Genomic DNA, 17385 nt, shown 5'->3' on the forward strand with positions numbered 1-17385 from the left:
TTCTCCAGAGTATTTATTCAAATGCAGAGGGGCGACTGATTCGCCGCCCTGATAACAAAATTAGTCGCCGTTGCTTAAGAAAGCCTTACGCGATCAAAAAGCCCAGCTTGTGCAGCAGTTCCGCACTGGCGCTGTCATCGCACTGGACGCGCAATGAAGACCATTCACGGCGCTCCTGATAATGTTTGCGCAGACGATCAAACTCGCCCGGTTGCCCGGCCACTTTACGCAGTGGTGCGTCGTCGCGGCGCACATCATACACCAAGTGCATCAATCGTTTTAATTTGCCTTCGTCCAGTGGACCATTGAGCTGGATCTGGCTGAACTCCGGCACCGGCAACAATGAGGCCAGTTCGATCTGCTGCGGCTGCCCCAGATGGCGGCTGAAGGCCTCGAAGACCTGCGTCGTGCCGCGCGCCTTGCCCTCCAGCGTGTAACCGGCGATATGCGCGGTACCGATATCGACCCGCGCCAGCAGCGGCAGAGACAGCTCCGGCTCCGGTTCCCACACGTCCAGCACCGTGCTCAGCTTTTTGCCTTTTTCCAGCGCCTGCAACAGCGCCGCGTTGTCGACGACCGGACCGCGGCAAGCGTTGATCAGAATCCGGTTGTCCGGCAGCGCCGCCAGCAAATCGGCGTCCGCCAGGTGCAGTGAATGGTAAGGACCGGATTTATTCAGCGGAGTATGGAAGGTCAGCACGTCAGCTTCCGCCACCAGCTTCTCCAGCGGCCAGAATTCACCGCTGTCACCGCGATCGGCACGCGGCGGATCGCACAGTAAGGTACGCACGCCCAGGGCTTTCAAACGGGCATCCAGCCGTGAACCTACGTTGCCGACGCCGATAATGCCGACGGTTTTATCGCGCAGGTGAAAACCGTCACGCTCGGCCAGCAACATCAGCGCAGAGAAGACATACTCCACCACGGCAATGGCGTTGCACCCCGGGGCCGCAGAAAAACCTATGCCCTGCTGTTGCAACCAGGCGTCGTCTACGTGATCGGTGCCGGCTGTCGCGGTGCCGACAAAACCAATGCGGGTGCCGACCAGCAGCGCTTCATTCACTTTGGTCACCGAGCGCACCATCAACGCATCGGCATCCGCCAGCGCATCACTCGGAATTGGGCGGCCAGGCACGGCCTGTACGTTTCCCAGGCGACTGAACAATTCAGTCGCGTACGGCATATTTTCATCAACCAGGATTTTCACTTGTCGCTCCGACGGTTTACGGCTATTTGGCTGGGAAATAGTGTGCCACTGAATCATGCCCGGCGAAAGCGCTCGGGGGTGGTGCCGGCGATTTGCTGAAACATGACAATAAACGCCGACGCCGAGCTGTAGCCCACTTCCAGCGCGACCTCCTGCACGGTTTTTCCCTGTTCCAATAATGAAACGGCATGGAGAAAACGCAGTCGCTGGCGCCATTCGCTAAACGACATCCCCAGGTCCTGCTGGCAACGGCGCGACAGGGTGCGTTCGGTGGTGTAGACCCGGGTGGCCCAGGCGGCGAGCGAGGTATTGTCCGACGGGTTGTGCTCCAGCGCTTCCAGCACCGGTGCCAAAAATTTGTCTTCGGAGGTCGGCAGATAAGTTTGTTGCACCGGCGAAACATGCAGTTGGTCTATCAATGCGCGGCACAAGCGTAAATCCTGTTTGCTTTGCGGGATGTATTGTTTGCGGGCGTAAAAGTCTTCGGCAATGGCACGGAAAATCGGAGTGACGCTGACCAGGCAAGGCGCTTCCGGCAGGCCGACGCACAGCGGCAGAGCAATATCCACCATACGGCACTGCGCCAGGCGCTGGTTATAACAGGAGTGTTCAATCTCCGCCGGCGCCCATAACACAAACTCCGGCGGTGCCAGAAAGCGCTGACCGCCAATGCGCAACACCATGACACCGGCTTTTACCCACATCAGCTGTCCCCAGCTGTGGCGATGCGGCTGGAACTCGGTGCGCGCATTAAACTCCTCGCAGCGGAACTGTACCGGACGCGGTGCCGGGATCAGCGCTTCGGGATAATGGCGGATTTCTGACATGGTTTCGCTCCGTGACTTGTCTTGTTTGGCCAAAAATTTGTCTGGATATCGCTATATATAATAAACCGGACACGCGTAAACTAGCCAGCATGTCAGTCGTTAATGAGAATAATTATCATGAATATGATCTTCCCTTTGCTGGCGGTTTTGATTTGGTCAATCAATGCCGTGGTCAGTAAGCTCTCGGCCACCGCTATCGATCCGGCCGCGATCTCCTTCTACCGCTGGTTGCTGGCGCTGATCACCCTGACGCCATTTGTGCTGCCTGGCGTGATCCGCCACTGGTCGGCAATACGCGCCAACTGGTGGAAATTGCTGGTCCTCGGCATGTTGGGCATGGTGCTGTATCAGAGCCTGGCCTATTACGCAGCGCACAGCGTCAGCGCGCTATTTATGGGCATTATTGTTTCACTGATCCCATTACTGACCATTCTGATCAGCATAGTGCTATTGCGCGTCGCGCCCACGGTAGGCATTGCCATCGGCAGCCTGTTGTCTTTGGGCGGCTTGATCTGGCTGGTGAGTGCCGGTAACCCGGGTGAGTTGCTGCAGCACGGCATCGGCAAGGGGGAATGGATGATGCTCGCCGCCACCGCCTCTTATGCGCTGTACGGCGTGCTGACCAAACGTTGGGCAATTGCCCTGCCGAACTGGCAGTCGTTGTATGTGCAGATCCTGTTCGGCGTGGTGCTGTTACTGCCGAACTTCCTGATGGCACAAGACGTGTCTCTGACCAGCCAAAATATTCCGCTGGTGCTGTTTGCCGGCATTCCGGCCTCGATTGTCGCACCTTACCTGTGGATCCACGGTGTTATGCGCCTGGGGGCCAATACCGCGTCGATCTTTATGAACCTGGCACCGGTATTTACCGCCATCATTGCGGTGCTGTTCCTGCATGAACACCTGCACAGCTACCATCTGATCGGCGGCGGCATTACCCTACTGGGCGTGATCCTGTCGCAGCGCCTGCGTACGCCGCTGGGGCGCAAAGCAAAACAAGCCGCAGAATGTCAGAGCTAAGATAACAATTGAAAACGCACCCGCACCAGCAGGCCACCCAGCGTGGCCGAGGTCAACAGCTCCGGGCGGGTGCCGTGATAACGGGTAATATCGCTGACCAGCGCCAGCCCCAATCCGGCACCGGGTTGATCACCCACGTTATCCAGCCGATGAAACGGCTGCAGCGCCTGCGCGGTATCCTGTTGGGCAATACCCGGGCCGCTGTCTTCAATTTCCAATATTCCCTCCCCGGCCTGCTTGTCCAGGGTTAAACGTGCGGTGACCGTGCCCTGATACGGCGTATACTTCAGTGCGTTATCCAGCAAGTTGGCGCACAGTTCGGTTAGCAACAGCGTTTCTCCGCCGACCCAACAAACCGCTTCTCCCTCGTACCCCAAATCGATACGCTTGCTGCGGGCCTGGGGTAAACGTGAAAAGCAGGCGTCACGCAGCACCTGCGCCAGGTTTACCGGCTGCAGTTGGCGATCGGCGTGGTGCTCATGAGCTTTGAGCCGCGAAAGGTAGAGCAGGCGATCGGTCAGCGCCACGGTGTTATCCAGCGTTGCGCTCATGGCCAGCAAGCTTTCCCGCCACTGCTGCGGCTTATCGCTGGCCAGCGCCACTCCCACCTGGGTTTTCAATACGGTCAACGGCGTGCGCAGCTGATGTGAAGCGTCGGCGCTAAAACGCTCCTGTCGCGCCACCATCAGCCGCAGCCGTTCAATATACCGGTTGAACGCCAGCAGCAGCGGCTGCATTTCCGACCAGGGTAACACCATCGGCAGCGGCGTCAGCTCACCCGGATCGCGCCGCAGCATAATGCCGGAAAGCTTGCGCATCGGCTTAAGCACTCGCTTGAGCAACGCAAAGGCCAGGATCATGGTCAGTACCACCACGGTTCCCTGGCTGAGCAAAGCGGAAAGCATCATCTGCCGCGCCAGATAGCGGCGCGACTCCAGGGTTTCTGCCACCAGAATGGTTGCCATGCCCATCACTCCGGATTCGTTGACCGGCTGGTACAGCGCCGCCACGCGGATCGGCCGGCCGCGATATTCGGCGTCGTAGAAATGCACCAGCGCCGGATACAGGCTTGAGCGCAAAATATGCGGCGGCATCGTCGGCAGATCGTCATAGCCGGAGATACTTACGCCCTGCGGTGAGATCACTTCGTAGTAAAGCTGATCGTTCATGTTGCGCTCAAAGCTGTCGAGCACCACATAAGGCACATCCGCCTCAAGCCGGCCATTACGTACCACCAGCCGCTCCGCCACGGTGCGCGCCGACGCCAGCAACGTGCGATCGTAAGCCAGCGTCGCGGCATTCATCGCGCTGAAGTAGTGGGTATAAATCGAGATGCCGCCCAACACCAGCAGCGGCAAGCCAAAGAACAACAACAATTGATAAAACAGCGATCGCGGCGCGTTAAACCACCTCATTGCAAAGCTCCAGGCTGTAGCCCAGACCGCGCAGAGTGATGATCGCCACGTTGCTGCCCTGCAGTTTTTTTCGCAGCCGGTGGACATAGAGTTCGATGCTTTCCGGATTGGCCTCGTCGGCCAAGGTAAACACCTGTTCAAACAGCTGCTGTTTGGCGACCGGCCGACCACGGCGGTGGATCAACGCGGTCAGCACCGCCAGTTCACGCGGCGTCAATTGCAGCGGTTTGTCGTCCAACTGAAAATAGCCTTCATCGTGATAGGTCAGCGCACCGTATTGCAGCGCCTGAGGAGTCACGCCAACGCTGCGGCGCAGCAGCGCCCGAATGCGCGCCTCCAACTCATCCAGTTCGAAAGGCTTGGTGAGATAATCGTCCGCCCCCAGGTTCAACCCTTTAACCCGATCGGCGACGTCGGTTCTGGCCGTCAACAGCAGCACCGGTAAGTCCTGCCCTCGCTTGCGCAGGCGGGCCAGCAGTTCCAGACCGTTCAACCGCGGCAGCGCCACGTCCAGCACCACCAGCGCATAGGATTCGTTTAACAACAGATGATCGGCCGCCAGCCCGTCCGGCGCGACGTCGACGGCAAAACCGACGCCGGTTAACGCCTTTTGCAGCCAGTGGGATAACTCGGGATGATCCTCAACCAATAACAGACGCATGTTTCCATTCCATTGATTTGTCTATGCCGGCAGGCCGAATGCTGCACCGTGGCATCAGGATCCGGCTTATTGTGAATTAACATATTCATAACAGAAGGATGGCATGGAAGGCGTAGGGATAGAAGGGTTGCTCCCGGTCAGTTTTGAGAGCTGGAACACAATTGCGACACGGAACAAACCCTGAGCCGTCGGCAACAGGGCTGATTCGGTTAGCCAGCCACTACATTTCGATTTCGCAGTCGGCCAGGGCGATATCCAGTACCGGGTTCAATTTGGCGGGGGTAAACGGTGGAGACACCAGTACCGAGCGGTTGTTGGCGGCGAAGACCAGATCAATACCGGTGATACAGGCCGTCATCTGGCAGGCATACTTTTCGTTTTTCCCATTCGAAAAATGCAGTTCAAAAACGCCGATCTCCGCGCGCAGGCGCTTAAGACGACAATGGCCTTCTTCCCCGACCCTATCGGCATAGGCCACCGGCAACATCTTGATGGCGTTAACTTTATTGCTGTCTTTGCTACCGAATAACTTCCCTAACGAAAACATAATAATGCACCTTCATTCATTTTATTTTTCGGCATTTTATCGCAAGACGGAACCGACAAAACTGACATTACGCAGGCTTTAAGCAAGGTTTACGCGCTGTTCTTCCCTCACCGCATGTGTTAACCGGCGAGCAATCTGGCCCATTGTCAGCGGTGTGATTAGCGCTAACAGGAGACACGTATCACATCCCGGAAACTTTTCCCTCGGTTGAAAGGTAAATGAAAGGTTGTTGATTTAACAATCCAGCAACCCGTATCGGCGGGGATCCGCACCGACTGAAAAATACCTTGGGGAAAGCAATGAAAAAAATAATCACCCGCACACTGACCGCTACCGCCCTGCTGCTGGCCACCCAACAGGCTTTTGCCCTGGAAGCGCCGAAACGCACCGAATGCATCGCTCCTGCCAAGCCTGGCGGGGGGTTTGACCTGACCTGCAAGCTGATTCAGGTCTCGCTGCAAGAAACCAAAGCCATCGACAAACCGATGCGCGTGACCTATATGCCCGGCGGGGTCGGCGCGGTGGCTTACAACGCCATCGTGGCTCAGCGCCCGGCGGAATTCGGCACGGTAGTCGCCTTCTCCGGCGGTTCGCTGCTGAATTTGTCACAGGGAAAATTCGGCCGTTACAACGTCGATGACGTGAAGTGGCTGGCCGCGGTGGGTACCGACTACGGCATGATCGCCGTGCGCGCCGACTCGCCGTACAAAACCCTGAAAGACCTGATGAACGCCTTCCAGAAAGATCCCAATAGCGTGGTGTTCGGCGCTGGGGCCTCTATCGGCAGCCAGGACTGGATGAAAACCGCGCTGCTGGCGCGCGAAGTCGGCGTCGATCCCCACAAGATGCGTTACGTGGCATTCGAAGGCGGCGGCGAGCCGGTTACCGCCCTGCTCGGCAACCACATTCAGGCCGTTTCCGGCGATTTGAGCGAAATGGTGCCCTACCTACAGGGTGACAAAATTCGCGTGCTGGCAGTGTACTCCGAACAGCGTCTGCCGGGTCAGTTAGCCGATGTTCCGACCGCCAAAGAGCAAGGGTTCAATCTGGTCTGGCCGATCATTCGCGGCTTCTACGTTGGCCCGAAGGTCACGGAAGAGGAGTACCAGTGGTGGCTCGATACCTTCAAGAAAATGATGACAACCGATGAATTCAAGCAACAGCGCGATCTGCGCGGCCTGTTTGAATTCGACCTGACCGGCAAAGAATTGGACGCCTACGTGAAAAACCAGGTCAATCAGTACCGTGAACAGGCCAAAGTTTTCGGCCTGGCCAAATAACCGGGGGCTACCATGAGCGATCGCATTTTTGCCGGGTTCTGGCTGCTGCTGTGTATCGGCGGCCTGTTTATCGGCTGGGGTATCCAGAGCGAATACAGCTATGAACCGCTGGGGCCGCGCCCCTTCCCGCTGGCTATTCTCAGCCTGATGGCGCTGTGTGCGGCACTGCTGCTGTTGAACAAACCGCAGGCCGTTGAATGGCCGCACAACAAGGTGATGCAGCGCCTGCTGGTGCTGGTGATCACGCTGGTGCTGTACGCCTGGGGCTTCGAGTGGCTGGGCTTCCCGCTGGCGACCGCGTTGCTGACCTTCAGCATTGGCCTGCTGTTCCAGGCCAGCCTGACGGCGGCATTGGTGTCCGGCGCGATCATGGGTGTTGCGCTCTATTACGCCTTTGACCGCTTACTTGATGTGACACTGCCACTCGGCGTTTGGCTGAGCTAACGGGGGCGATGATGGAAACCTGGATGTATTTGTCTCAAGGGTTCGAGGTGGCGTTGGTGCCCCAGAACCTGATTATCGCCCTGATCGGCTGTTTCGTCGGCACCATTGTCGGCCTGCTGCCGGGACTGGGCCCGATCAACGGCGTGGCTATCCTGCTGCCGCTGGCGTTTGCGCTCAAGTTGCCGGCCGAGTCCGCGCTGATCCTGCTAGCGACGGTGTATATCGGCTGCGAATACGGCGGGCGTATCTCCTCGATCCTGCTCAATGTTCCGGGGGATGCCGCCGCGATCATGACCGCGCTGGACGGTTACCCCATGGCACAGCAAGGTCGTGCCGGCGTCGCGCTGTCGATTTCGGCGGTCAGCTCCTTTGTCGGTTCGATGATCGCCATCGGCGGGATCATTCTGTTTGCCCCGCTGCTGGCCCGTTGGTCACTGGCATTTGGCCCGGCGGAGTATTTCGCCCTGATGGTGTTCGCCATCGCCTGCCTGGGCAGCATGATGAGCCAGAACCCGTTGAAGTCGCTGCTGGCGGCGCTGATTGGCCTGGGGCTGGCGACGGTCGGGGTGGATGCCAACACCGGCGTTTATCGCTTTACCTTCGACAGCGTTCACCTCTCCGACGGCGTGCAGTTTATCGTGGTGGTGATTGGCCTGTTCTCGGTCAGTGAAATTCTGCTGATGCTGGAAAGCACCAGTACCGGGCAAAAACTGGTGCGTAAAACCGGCCGCCTGCTGTTTAACCGCAAAGAGGCCGCCGAGTGCGTGGGCCCTACGCTACGCTCTTCGGTGATCGGTTTCTTCGTCGGCATTCTGCCGGGTGCCGGGGCCACCATCGCCAGCGCCCTCACCTACATGACCGAAAAGAAAATCAGCGGCAACAGCGAAACCTTCGGTAAAGGGGATATTCGCGGCGTCGCCGCGCCTGAAGCGGCCAATAATGCTTCGGCCTGCGGCTCGTTCATTCCGATGCTGACGCTGGGCGTACCGGGCTCCGGTACCACCGCGGTAATGATGGGAGCGCTGACGCTATACAACATCACGCCTGGCCCGGCAATGTTCACCGAACAGCCGGATATTGTCTGGGGACTGATTGCCGCGCTGCTGATTGCCAACGTGATCCTGCTGATCATGAACCTGCCGCTGGTGGGCCTGTTTACCCGTATGCTGACCGTTCCATTGTGGTTCCTGGTACCGGCGATTGCCGCGGTGTCGGCGGTCGGTGTTTACGCGGTACACAGCACCACCTTTGATCTGCTGTTGATGGTCGGGCTGGGGGTGTTTGGTTACATACTGAGGAAAATGCACTTCCCAATGTCACCGCTGATCCTGGGCTTCGTTCTGGGGGAGATGCTGGAGCAAAACCTGCGCCGTGCGCTGTCGATCAGCAACGGTGAGTTCAGCATCCTGTGGGGCAGCGGCATCGCGCAAACGCTGCTGGTGCTGGCGGTATCCGTGCTGGTGCTGCCGCTGCTGTTGCGCAGAGTGCGCAAACGCCGCCTGACGGCGGAAGCGGCCAAGGCTGAGTAAGCAAAAAGGGCGGAGTATTAACTCCGCCCTTTTCATTTAACGCTTAATTTCGCTTATCGCCCGTTCAAGGGCTGCAATATCGTCATTGGCCAGCAAAGGCTGCACCTGAGCAAAATCCTCGGCCGACAGATCATAAATGCGCAAAGCGAGTAGCCTGGCTACAATCTGCGGAGCAAAGCGCAGTCTTATTGGTCGCGCCGGATTACCCCCCACCAGGGTGTAAGGCTCAACATCCTTCGTCACAACGCTGCCGGCGGCGACTATCGCTCCTTCACCAATCGTCACGCCCGGCATCAGCATCGCCCGCATGCCTATCCAGCAGCCGTCCCCTAACCGGGTGTCGCCCCTCGGCTGATAGGAAGCCAGAATGCTTTCCATCATCGGATACAGGCAGAACCAATCGGCACGATGGGTATGGTTGCCCCCCATCAGGATCACCGCTTCGGCGGCAATGCAGACATAATCGCCGATCAGCAGTTGGTCTATCGTCCCAAGCGGCTGCCACTGTTGGCTGACCTCGTCTCCGTGCAAATAACGCACCACGGAGCGCTCAAAGCCGTCATCCAGGTAGTCGCTGTAATAGCTGTGGGTCCCTTTGACGATAATATTGGGGTTGGTCACCGTTTGGTGTAACAGTTCTGTTTTTGACCAGTGTTTTTCAGTCATGGCGCTTTCTCTTATTCATTGCAAGAGCCACAGCAAAATGTCTGTGGCAGTGTTTTTTGGTCGCAAAACACTGCCGCTTTAAGCGATTAACGCCCGTTTTAATCTTGGGTTATTGGTCATTGTTACCTCCACATCAGGGCGAAGTTTAACAAATCACGCCTCCACCGTCTTGCTCTTCAGCATCAACACCCCGCCCATCACCAGGGCGCTGCCGAGCAGTTGTAACGAGTTCATGTTTTCCCCCAGCAGGAAATAGGCGATCACCGCCGTGAACACCAGTTCCAGCGACAAGATCAGGTTCGCCACCGCCAGCGGCAAGGTTTTCAGGCTGATGTTGTACAGGCCGAACCCCAACAGCGTTGGGCCGGCGGCCAGGGTCAGCAGCAACCACCAGCCCCCCCACTCGATGCCCTGAACGCCCTGGGACAGGAACCACAATGACCCCGTCATGCCGTGGAACGCTTCCAGCGGATAAAAGGTCAGCGCGGCATTGAACAACCACTGATAAACAGCCGAAAAGCCGAACACGTACAGAATGGTGTTCCACACCGGGTAACGCCGCTCGGTCGCAACCCGCCCGCCCAGCGTATAGAGGGTGTAACCGATACCGGACAGCATGCCCACCACCAGCCCCAACAGGTTAAAATGGCTGTTGCCCATGCTGTCGCCGTTGCTGACCAGAAAACAGCCGCCCAGGCTGACCACAATCACCACCAACTGACGCAGGCTCAGGCGTTCGCTGTACAGCATCCAGCCGAGAAACACGGTAAAACCGACCGAGCAGTAGGTCAGGATAGTCGCCACCGACGCACCGTTCAGCGCCACCGACAGCGTCCACAGGCTGTTGAACACCGCCAGCAGCAGACCGTAACAGGCATAAAAGGGGATCTGCGAACGCTGTAAACGCGCCCATTCGGGTTTGAACAGCAGCAGTACCGGCAACAGCACCAGAGCAACCAGCGCCGCGCGCCAAAAGGCCAGCACAAAGGTCGGCAGGTGATAATACTCCGTCAGCACGCGGATAATAATGGCGGTAAAGGCCAGCAGCATGGCGCTGATGATAGCAATCACATACCCCTGACTGCTGCCCTGTAAAATACGTGCCCCCGGAAAAACCGGCCTGGCTGAGATACCCGATGGTAATGACATGACACCCTCAAAAAACGGCGATAGTGGACTCAGGCGTGATTCTAACGCCGCGCAACTTTACCGCCAGAGCCACTTTTCCCCGATGTTATACAGGCCACTTTTACCCTCTTTAAGCCCTGTAACTATGGGGTATAGTAAAAAGTAACACCGCTAACCGGGCCAATTTTGCATGCATATTCCCTTAGACCGTCAGCAAAACATTCCTTTATATCTGCAAATTGAGGAAGCGCTGCGGCGGGCGATCCTCAGCGGCGCATTTGTCGACGGCGATAAGCTGCCCTCCACGCGCACGCTGGCCGCCAAGTTGGCGGTCAGCCGGTTGACGGTGGAAAACGCCTATGCCGAACTGGCGGCCAAAGGCTTTTTGCACCAGCGGCGCGGCAGCGGCGCCTATGTTTTGCACCCGCTGATCCAGCCCGCCCAGCCACGGCCGGCAAGCGATGCGCCCTTCCCGGCGGAGCGTTTCACCACCCTGACCTCTCGGCTGGATGGCTACCCCGATACGCCGTTGCCGGACAACATCATCAACTTTGCCGCCGGCGTCGGCAGCCCGAAAGTCTTTCCGCAGGAGGAGTTCCGCAAAATATTGCTGTCGGTGCTCAGCCGCCATGCGGAAGAAGCCTTCAGCTATGGCGAATACTGCGGCTATTACCCGCTGCGCGATACGCTGGGACGGATCCTCACCGCTCAGGGTATTCCGACCCATGCAGAGCAACTGCTGATCACCAACGGTTCGCAACACGCCATCAGTCTGATAGTGCAAAGCCTGCTGGAGCCAGGCGACACGGTGATCGTCGAACAACCGACCTACGCCGAAGCGCTGGGGCTGCTGCGCCAGCACCGCATCAATATCGTCACCGTTCCCAGCGACCGGCACGGCATGTTGGTTGAACAACTGCCCGTACTGATCGAAAAACACCAACCGAAGCTGATTTACACCATTCCCAATTTCCATAACCCCACCGGCCGCTGCATGAGTGAAGCGCGCCGTCGACGCCTGCTGGCTTTGGCCCAGCAGGCCGGTGTAGTGATTTTGGAAGACGATTTTGTCGGCGATCTGCGCTACAACGGCAAACAGCTGCCGTCGCTGCGAGCGCTGGCACAGCCGGGGGCGGTGATTTATGTCAGCACCTTTTCAAAAATGCTGCTGCCCAGTATGCGCATCGGTTATCTGGTGGCGGACAGCGAACACTATCAGCGACTGGCCCGACTGAAACACGTCGACAGTTTTACCAGCTCCAACCTGATCCAACGGGCACTGGACGCATTCGTCACTATCGGTCGTTACGACAAACAGCTGCGGCGCGCCGGGCGGTTATATCGCCAGCACAGAGACGTGATGGTGGCAGCCTTGCAGCAGCAACTGCCGCCCGGCTGTCAGTTTGAAACGCCGGAGGGTGGGCTGTTTATCTGGCTGACGCTGCCTGCCGCCGTCAGCACCGAGGCGCTGATGCCGCTGGCCTGGCGACACGGCGTAACCTTTGCTCGCGGGGAGTGCTTTTATGCCGAAGAACAGCAAGGCGCACATGGCCTGCGATTGAATTTCGCCGCCAATACGCCGCCGCAGATAGAAGAAGGTATCGCCCGACTGTGCCGGGCGATTAATGAGGTCATCACTTCAGAATAAGACGCGGTTCAGAGCCCGGCCCACCATAGCCGCAGCTTCATTCCCCAATAGCTGGTCCAGCCGGTGGTGCTTTGCACCACCTTGCCCTGGGAAATGACCACCAACGTCGGCGTGATGCCGATCTGCCACTGCGCCGACAGCTCACCACGCGGATCGTTAACCACCGGCAACGTCACACGCTTGCCCGCCAGCCACTGTTCCACCTGACGATCGTCGCCGGAACGCAGCGCCACGGTCAATACGTTGCCGCCCTCGCCGACCAGTCTGGCGACATACGGCGTGGTAAACCGGCAAACCCCGCACCAGCTGGCCCAGAAATAAACCAGCAGCGGCTTGTCCTGGCTGAGCTGCGCCAGCGAGACTTGTTCGCCGTTCAAAGTCGTCAACGGTTGCGAATCGAACGCCGCCGGTGGCTGCGGCGCGCGTAGCCAGTCCATCCCGAAGGCAACCGTCAGCACAATCAGCAGCAGGATCAGCAGTTCGCGGCCCCAACGCCGCAGCTTAGCCATTGTTAACCTTCGCAAGCTGTTGTTTCACTACCGCCTCCAGATCCTCATACGACACCGCGCCTGGCAGCATTTGATCGCCGATCAGGGTGGCCGGCGTCCCCTGCACCCCAAATTGCTCCGCCAATGCCATGTTGGTACGCAAGGTGGTCATGCTCTGTTCGCTTGGCGCGACGGCTTTCACCCCGGTTTTCTGCTGTGCGGCAGCGATGCTGGCCGTGTCATGGAAGCCTTTTTTCGCCATCAGCCGCTGATGCAGCGCCCAGAATTGGTCCGGGTGTTGCTGCCAGGTCGTCAGCGCCACGCGTGCAGAACTGACGGAGCTCTCTCCTTTGAACGGCAGCAGTTTTACCACCAGCGCCACATCAGGATACTGTTTGACGATTTTTTCCAGCATCGGGTCAAAACGCTTACAGTACGGGCAGTTGTAATCGGTAAAGGCCACCAGCGTCAGTTTGGCGTTGGCGGCCCCCAAGCGCGGGCTGGCCGGATCTTGGTATAGGGTTTTGGCGTTTTGCTTGATCGCCTGACTGATTTGCTGACCGGCGGTCTGTTGCTGCCAGGCATCCACCGCTTGCGCCAGAATATCCGGGTTCGACACCAGCGTTTCGCGGATCAGCTCTTTAATGCGCACCTCTTGTTCCGGGGTAAAAGGAGCCGCAGCCCAGACCGGAGTAACTATCAGCATCAGTAACATCAGTAATTTTTTCATTGTGAATTTCCTTTGGCGGCGGACAGGGTTTGCAAGACGGCATCGCGGGTCAACAGCGGGGATAACACCACGCCGTCAGGGCTGCCGGGGCCATAAATCTGGTTAAAAGGCACGGCGACGCTGCCGCGTTTTTGCAGGAAAGCGCTAATCTCGGCCGAGGGGCGACTCCAGTCTCCCCGCAGGGCAACGACGTCGTCGGAACTCAGCGCCTTTTGCACGTCATCACGCATCAGCACGTTGAATTTGTTGGCTTTACAGGTTACGCACCAGTCCGCGGTGACGTCGACAAACACCCGTTTGTTCTGAGCAAGTGCCTGGGTGATCGCCTGCTCACTCAGAGGTTGCCAACGGATATTGTCGTGCAGCGGCTGACGCCACAGCCCGGCGGTCAGCGAACCGATCAACAACACCACTCCGGCCAGCACCAGCGTACCGGCCGCCAGCTTGGCCGCCAGACGAACGCCATGTTGCCAGCCTACCGCCAACAACAGGGCCAGCAGTGCGATCCCGCCCAACGCCAGCGTCGGCAAGGTGCCAATATGATTGACCATCAGGCTCAGCAGCCACAGTGAAGAAGCCAGCATCAGCAAACCCATGGCCCAGCGTAAAGTGTTCATCCAACGCCCCGGACGCGGCAGGCGCAGCGCCAAAGCAGGCCATGCGGCAATCAGCAGCCAGGGCAGGCTCATACCGACGCCCAGCGCTACAAACATGCCCCACAGCACCGGCAGCGGTGCAGCCAGAGCAAAGGCTACGGCAGTGCCCAGGAAGGGAGCCGAACAGGGCGTCGCCAGCAAGGTGGCAAATGCGCCCTGCCAGAAATGCCCGCTCAGGCCACGGCCGTTATGGGTCGCCAGTTTGGTATTGAGGGAAGAAGAGAGTTGCAGATGGAACAGGCCAAACAGGTTGGCGCTGAACAGCAGCGTCACCAGCACCATAAAGCCGATAAACCACGGGTTTTGGAACTGAATGCCCCAGCCAAGCGCCTGGTTGCTCAAGCGCAGCAGCGTCATCAGCAACGCCAGCGCCATAAAGGACGCCACTATGCCGAACGACGACGCCAGAAACTGCAGCCGAATGCTGTGTCGGTCGCGCTGCTCCACCTGCAAAATCGATCCCAGTTTGATGCCGAGAACCGGCAGCACACAGGGCATCAGGTTGAGGATCAGGCCCCCCGCCAACGCCATTAGCACCGCTTGCCACAGCGAGAAGCTGGCCGCGTTCGGCAGCGTCAGCGGCCCGCCAATCGGCAACGTCACCTGCTGCGCCATGCCACCGTCGCCGATCACCAGCGTCAGAGTTTTACCGCGCAGATCCGGGGCGCTGTCACCCCAGCCATCGCTGACCGGTACCCGCGCCGTCATCAGTGAACCTTCGCTACTGACCCGTGGCTTGCCGAGGTCCGCGTCCTCCAGCGTGTCGAAGAACAGCTCCGGCTGTTGCCAACCGGCGGCTCGCTCGGCGCTGATCTGCAATTCGCCATTGAGATAACCGGCCTTGATGCTGTCCACCAGCCCCTCGGCAATAGGCACTTGCCCCATCGCCTGGGCAAAGTCGTGGGTAAACTGCGCCTCTGACGGCGCGGCAAGATCCAGACTGAACGGATAGTCGGTCAAAATACAGACGTTACTGCAGGTGGACAGCGTCAGCGTGCCAGCCAACTGGCGCGGTGCCGTTCCCTTCATCACCATCGGTAGCTCGACCCGATCGTGGTAGCCCTGAGTGGAAATGCCGGCCACCTCAAAACGCTGCGGCGTCGGCCAATGCCAGGTCACCGGGGGCGGATTGCCTTGCCAGGTTATTGCCGGCGCAATGCCGCCTTCCCCCGGTGAACGCCAGTAGGTTTTCCAGCCTTTTTGCAGCTCAATAGCCAACAGCAGACGGGTTTCTCCTGGCTGCGAGGTGTCAGCGCGGAGGCGCACCTTGGCATGATCGTTGGTCGGGCTTTGCAACCAGCCGCTGTCCGCCGCCTGCAAAGCGGGCAGCCACAGCATTAACAGGCAGACAAACGTCGACCTGATGATATTCAACATGTTTTTTCTCCATAAATAAGACAATCACCAAAACAGACGGGCGATTAACTCATTCACGGAAGACGCATAATCGGAGATGCACCCTGAGGGTGGGAGGGGAAATCACTCTGGGAGGGGGAATGCGCAAACGCGCTGCCACGGTAGGCGCCAACAGCGCCAGCAGCAGGCCAAGCCCGAGCAGCACGGTTTCAAACATTACCGGCGGTGAGGCCAACAAGGATTTAGCGCTCAGTTCACAGGGCGTAGGCTGCAGTTCAGCGGCATCATCGGCGGCGGAGGACGCTGCGCTGGCCACGGGCAGCCCCATCGCTTGCTGCAACGCATGCAGGCTCGCCATGCGCTGAGTCATGCAGGTCAGCACCACCAGGCAAGCCAGGCATAAAAACCATTTCGCAATCCGCTGCTGTTTAACCATGCCGTCCTCAATTCCAAGTCTGCGCTTATCTTAGCGGCGCAGGCGCGTTTAGCAATGTTTTGCCTGTAAAGAAATGTCTTACGACGGTATTGATGGCGGGCATTTACGGGTATCATAGGCGCACACCTGCGCTTTTCGCCGGGTACGACGATTATTCTTTCCCCAAAGTCATGGATGTTGCGGCCAGGCGGCAAGCAAGCGAGTCTCGATGAGCTTACTCAGGTAAGTGTTTCGAGTGAGATTGCACAGCCTACACCGCGGCAACGCCACGTAAGCTGGGGATACACAGCGAAGGACAGGTGATATGCAACCTTTGAGTGGACCGGGCACCCCGATCGCCAGCGATCGTCCTTCAACCCCGGGCAAAACCACCCCCACAGACGATAGCCCGCTCTCCCCGGCACAGCGTACGACGCTGGAGAAGCTGGTGGTCAAAATCATGGCGCTAAGCCCGGCCAAATCCGCAGAGATTTGGGTCACGCTGCGTCACGACCTGCAGACAGACAACAGCAGTGAACTGCTGGCGCGTCATTTTCAGCCGGCCGAGCAACTGCTGCAAAACCGTCTGACGCAGGTACAGCAAAACCATGCCAGCCGCCAACTGCTGCTGCAGCTCACCGAACTGTTGCCGCAGGGTAATAACCGCCAGGCCGTCAGCGATTTTATTCGCCAGCAGTTTGGCCACACGGTACTGAGCCAGTTGAGCCACTCGCAGTTGCAGCAGGTGCTGAACCTGTTACAAACCGGTAGCCTGACGATCCCTCACCCGCAGCAAACGGCCACCAGCGATCGCCCGCTGCTGCCCGCCGAGCATCAAAGCCTGCAGCAGCAGGTCACCAAACTCAGTGCCGCCACCGGCGAGTCGCCGGCCAAGATCTGGCAAACGCTTTTTGATCTGACCGGGGTTAAAACCAACGATCCGCTGCCGGCACGCCACTTCCAATTGCTGAACCAGTTTTTGCAGGTAAAAGTCGCGCTGAGTCCGCAGACCGCACCGACGCTGAACAACCTGTTCGCCGCGCTCAAACAGCCGGCGGATGTGCAGGAGCAGCAGCAGTTGAATGACTACTGCCAGTCCCGCTTCAACTGCCATGCCAGCGCCCCCTTGACCCACCCGCAGATGAGCGACGTCATTAACCAGCTGTTTGCACGTCGTCTGGAAAAGGCCGGGCATGCACAGCCGATCGCCGGCAACGCTACCGAGCCGCAACCGCTGCTCAATCCGCTGATTGCCGCCCTGCCCCTGCCGCTGCAAAAAGCGCTGAGCAAACCGGCGGTGGCGTTTATCCTGTTCGTACTGGTGCTGGGCCTGGTATTGGCGCTGGTGTTTTGACGCTTTCCCTCCTC

17 protein-coding genes are annotated in these 17385 nt (G+C 58.6%); 6 read left to right on the forward strand and 11 right to left on the reverse strand.

The annotated features are described in order from the left end of the window. Nucleotides 1-85 precede the first annotated feature (85 nt). Together pdxB and LQ945_RS06050 are read right to left on the reverse strand one after the other, a co-directional pair. The gene (gene pdxB, locus LQ945_RS06045; RefSeq protein ID WP_270102499.1) at nucleotides 86-1207 is read right to left on the reverse strand and encodes a 4-phosphoerythronate dehydrogenase PdxB; all 1122 of its coding nucleotides are present in this window, start codon (nucleotides 1205-1207) and stop codon (nucleotides 86-88) included. Nucleotides 1208-1260: 53 nt separating this feature from the next. Continuing rightward, nucleotides 1261-2034, reverse strand: coding sequence for an AraC family transcriptional regulator (locus tag LQ945_RS06050; protein WP_270102500.1), 774 nt, complete (start codon nucleotides 2032-2034; stop codon nucleotides 1261-1263). 117 nt (nucleotides 2035-2151) lie between these two features. On the opposite strand from LQ945_RS06050, the gene LQ945_RS06055 reads away from it, so the two are divergent. Continuing rightward, nucleotides 2152-3054, forward strand: a complete 903-nt coding sequence (locus LQ945_RS06055) for a DMT family transporter (protein ID WP_270102501.1) — start codon at nucleotides 2152-2154, stop codon at nucleotides 3052-3054. Here LQ945_RS06055 and LQ945_RS06060 read toward each other — a convergent pair. The 3 genes from LQ945_RS06060 to LQ945_RS06070 all read right to left on the reverse strand — a co-directional run bounded on the left by LQ945_RS06060 (nucleotide 3051) and on the right by LQ945_RS06070 (nucleotide 5677). Continuing rightward, complete coding sequence (locus LQ945_RS06060) at nucleotides 3051-4469, reverse strand: sensor histidine kinase (protein WP_270102502.1); 1419 nt, start codon at nucleotides 4467-4469, stop codon at nucleotides 3051-3053. The two genes, LQ945_RS06055 and LQ945_RS06060, sit on opposite strands and share 4 nt — an antisense overlap. After that, nucleotides 4456-5130, reverse strand: a complete 675-nt coding sequence (gene tctD / locus LQ945_RS06065) for a transcriptional regulator TctD (protein ID WP_044552669.1) — start codon at nucleotides 5128-5130, stop codon at nucleotides 4456-4458. Before tctD ends, LQ945_RS06060 begins: the two co-directional genes overlap by 14 nt. A gap of 220 nt (nucleotides 5131-5350) precedes the next feature. Next, complete coding sequence (locus tag LQ945_RS06070) at nucleotides 5351-5677, reverse strand: hypothetical protein (RefSeq protein ID WP_270102503.1); 327 nt, start codon at nucleotides 5675-5677, stop codon at nucleotides 5351-5353. Nucleotides 5678-5976: 299 nt separating this feature from the next. Here LQ945_RS06070 and LQ945_RS06075 point away from each other — a divergent pair, with 299 nt between their 5' ends. From LQ945_RS06075 to LQ945_RS06085, 3 genes are read left to right on the forward strand one after another with little or no spacing between them, the layout of a single operon-like run. Continuing rightward, nucleotides 5977-6957: a Bug family tripartite tricarboxylate transporter substrate binding protein gene (locus LQ945_RS06075; protein ID WP_270102504.1), complete on the forward strand. Its 981-nt coding sequence runs from the start codon at nucleotides 5977-5979 to the stop codon at nucleotides 6955-6957. 12 nt (nucleotides 6958-6969) lie between these two features. Continuing rightward, on the forward strand, nucleotides 6970-7401 hold the full coding sequence (locus tag LQ945_RS06080; protein ID WP_044552673.1) for a tripartite tricarboxylate transporter TctB family protein: 432 nt from the start codon (nucleotides 6970-6972) through the stop codon (nucleotides 7399-7401). An 11-nt stretch (nucleotides 7402-7412) separates the two neighbouring features. After that, entirely contained in the window at nucleotides 7413-8930 is a 1518-nt protein-coding gene (locus tag LQ945_RS06085) for a tripartite tricarboxylate transporter permease (RefSeq protein ID WP_270102963.1), read from the forward strand. A 36-nt stretch (nucleotides 8931-8966) separates the two neighbouring features. Here the strand turns inward: LQ945_RS06085 and LQ945_RS06090 are convergent, their stop codons facing one another. Together LQ945_RS06090 and LQ945_RS06095 are read right to left on the reverse strand one after the other, a co-directional pair. Continuing rightward, entirely contained in the window at nucleotides 8967-9596 is a 630-nt protein-coding gene (locus LQ945_RS06090; protein ID WP_044552676.1) for a CatB-related O-acetyltransferase, read from the reverse strand. A gap of 153 nt (nucleotides 9597-9749) precedes the next feature. Beyond that, a complete protein-coding gene (locus tag LQ945_RS06095) occupies nucleotides 9750-10745 on the reverse strand; it encodes a DMT family transporter (RefSeq protein WP_270102505.1) in 996 nt (331 codons plus the stop codon). Nucleotides 10746-10914: 169 nt separating this feature from the next. On the opposite strand from LQ945_RS06095, the gene LQ945_RS06100 reads away from it, so the two are divergent. Beyond that, nucleotides 10915-12372, forward strand: a complete 1458-nt coding sequence (locus LQ945_RS06100; RefSeq protein WP_270102506.1) for a PLP-dependent aminotransferase family protein — start codon at nucleotides 10915-10917, stop codon at nucleotides 12370-12372. Nucleotides 12373-12380: 8 nt separating this feature from the next. Here LQ945_RS06100 and LQ945_RS06105 read toward each other — a convergent pair whose 3' ends face one another. Genes LQ945_RS06105 through LQ945_RS06120 form a run of 4 tightly spaced genes read right to left on the reverse strand, consistent with a single transcriptional unit; the run spans nucleotide 12381 to nucleotide 16038 of the window. After that, nucleotides 12381-12881: a protein disulfide oxidoreductase gene (locus LQ945_RS06105; protein WP_270102507.1), complete on the reverse strand. Its 501-nt coding sequence runs from the start codon at nucleotides 12879-12881 to the stop codon at nucleotides 12381-12383. Further along, nucleotides 12874-13590 carry a DsbA family protein gene (locus LQ945_RS06110; protein WP_269935893.1) on the reverse strand — a complete coding sequence of 239 codons (717 nt, stop codon included), beginning with the start codon at nucleotides 13588-13590 and terminating at the stop codon, nucleotides 12874-12876. The genes LQ945_RS06105 and LQ945_RS06110 overlap by 8 nt, the downstream gene beginning before the upstream one ends. After that, entirely contained in the window at nucleotides 13587-15623 is a 2037-nt protein-coding gene (locus LQ945_RS06115; protein WP_270102508.1) for a protein-disulfide reductase DsbD family protein, read from the reverse strand. Before LQ945_RS06115 ends, LQ945_RS06110 begins: the two co-directional genes overlap by 4 nt. Before the next feature lie 49 nt (nucleotides 15624-15672). Beyond that, nucleotides 15673-16038, reverse strand: coding sequence for a copper resistance protein (locus tag LQ945_RS06120; protein WP_270102509.1), 366 nt, complete (start codon nucleotides 16036-16038; stop codon nucleotides 15673-15675). A 304-nt stretch (nucleotides 16039-16342) separates the two neighbouring features. Between LQ945_RS06120 and flk the strand changes: the two genes are divergently transcribed. Then, complete coding sequence (flk, locus tag LQ945_RS06125) at nucleotides 16343-17371, forward strand: flagella biosynthesis regulator Flk (RefSeq protein ID WP_270102510.1); 1029 nt, start codon at nucleotides 16343-16345, stop codon at nucleotides 17369-17371. The last annotated feature ends 14 nt before the right edge of the window (nucleotides 17372-17385 follow it).

This window comes from Serratia liquefaciens, from assembly GCF_027594825.1.
GTDB classification, from domain to species: Bacteria; Pseudomonadota; Gammaproteobacteria; order Enterobacterales; family Enterobacteriaceae; genus Serratia; species Serratia liquefaciens_A.

Excerpts from the sequence above, each read along its gene's own strand:
- flk (WP_270102510.1), top strand. The coding sequence starts at position 16,343 with ATGCAACCTTTGAGTGGACCGGGCACCCCGATCGCCAGCGATCGTCCT.
- LQ945_RS06095 (WP_270102505.1), bottom strand. The coding sequence starts at position 10,745 with ATGTCATTACCATCGGGTATCTCAGCCAGGCCGGTTTTTCCGGGGGCA.
- LQ945_RS06080 (WP_044552673.1), top strand. The coding sequence starts at position 6,970 with ATGAGCGATCGCATTTTTGCCGGGTTCTGGCTGCTGCTGTGTATCGGC.
- LQ945_RS06060 (WP_270102502.1), bottom strand. The coding sequence starts at position 4,469 with ATGAGGTGGTTTAACGCGCCGCGATCGCTGTTTTATCAATTGTTGTTG.
- LQ945_RS06110 (WP_269935893.1), bottom strand. The coding sequence starts at position 13,590 with ATGAAAAAATTACTGATGTTACTGATGCTGATAGTTACTCCGGTCTGG.
- LQ945_RS06105 (WP_270102507.1), bottom strand. The coding sequence starts at position 12,881 with ATGGCTAAGCTGCGGCGTTGGGGCCGCGAACTGCTGATCCTGCTGCTG.
- tctD (WP_044552669.1), bottom strand. The coding sequence starts at position 5,130 with ATGCGTCTGTTATTGGTTGAGGATCATCCCGAGTTATCCCACTGGCTG.
- LQ945_RS06055 (WP_270102501.1), top strand. The coding sequence starts at position 2,152 with ATGAATATGATCTTCCCTTTGCTGGCGGTTTTGATTTGGTCAATCAAT.
- LQ945_RS06085 (WP_270102963.1), top strand. The coding sequence starts at position 7,413 with ATGGAAACCTGGATGTATTTGTCTCAAGGGTTCGAGGTGGCGTTGGTG.
- LQ945_RS06090 (WP_044552676.1), bottom strand. The coding sequence starts at position 9,596 with ATGACTGAAAAACACTGGTCAAAAACAGAACTGTTACACCAAACGGTG.
- LQ945_RS06070 (WP_270102503.1), bottom strand. The coding sequence starts at position 5,677 with ATGTTTTCGTTAGGGAAGTTATTCGGTAGCAAAGACAGCAATAAAGTT.
- LQ945_RS06075 (WP_270102504.1), top strand. The coding sequence starts at position 5,977 with ATGAAAAAAATAATCACCCGCACACTGACCGCTACCGCCCTGCTGCTG.
- LQ945_RS06050 (WP_270102500.1), bottom strand. The coding sequence starts at position 2,034 with ATGTCAGAAATCCGCCATTATCCCGAAGCGCTGATCCCGGCACCGCGT.
- LQ945_RS06115 (WP_270102508.1), bottom strand. The coding sequence starts at position 15,623 with ATGTTGAATATCATCAGGTCGACGTTTGTCTGCCTGTTAATGCTGTGG.
- LQ945_RS06100 (WP_270102506.1), top strand. The coding sequence starts at position 10,915 with ATGCATATTCCCTTAGACCGTCAGCAAAACATTCCTTTATATCTGCAA.
- LQ945_RS06120 (WP_270102509.1), bottom strand. The coding sequence starts at position 16,038 with ATGGTTAAACAGCAGCGGATTGCGAAATGGTTTTTATGCCTGGCTTGC.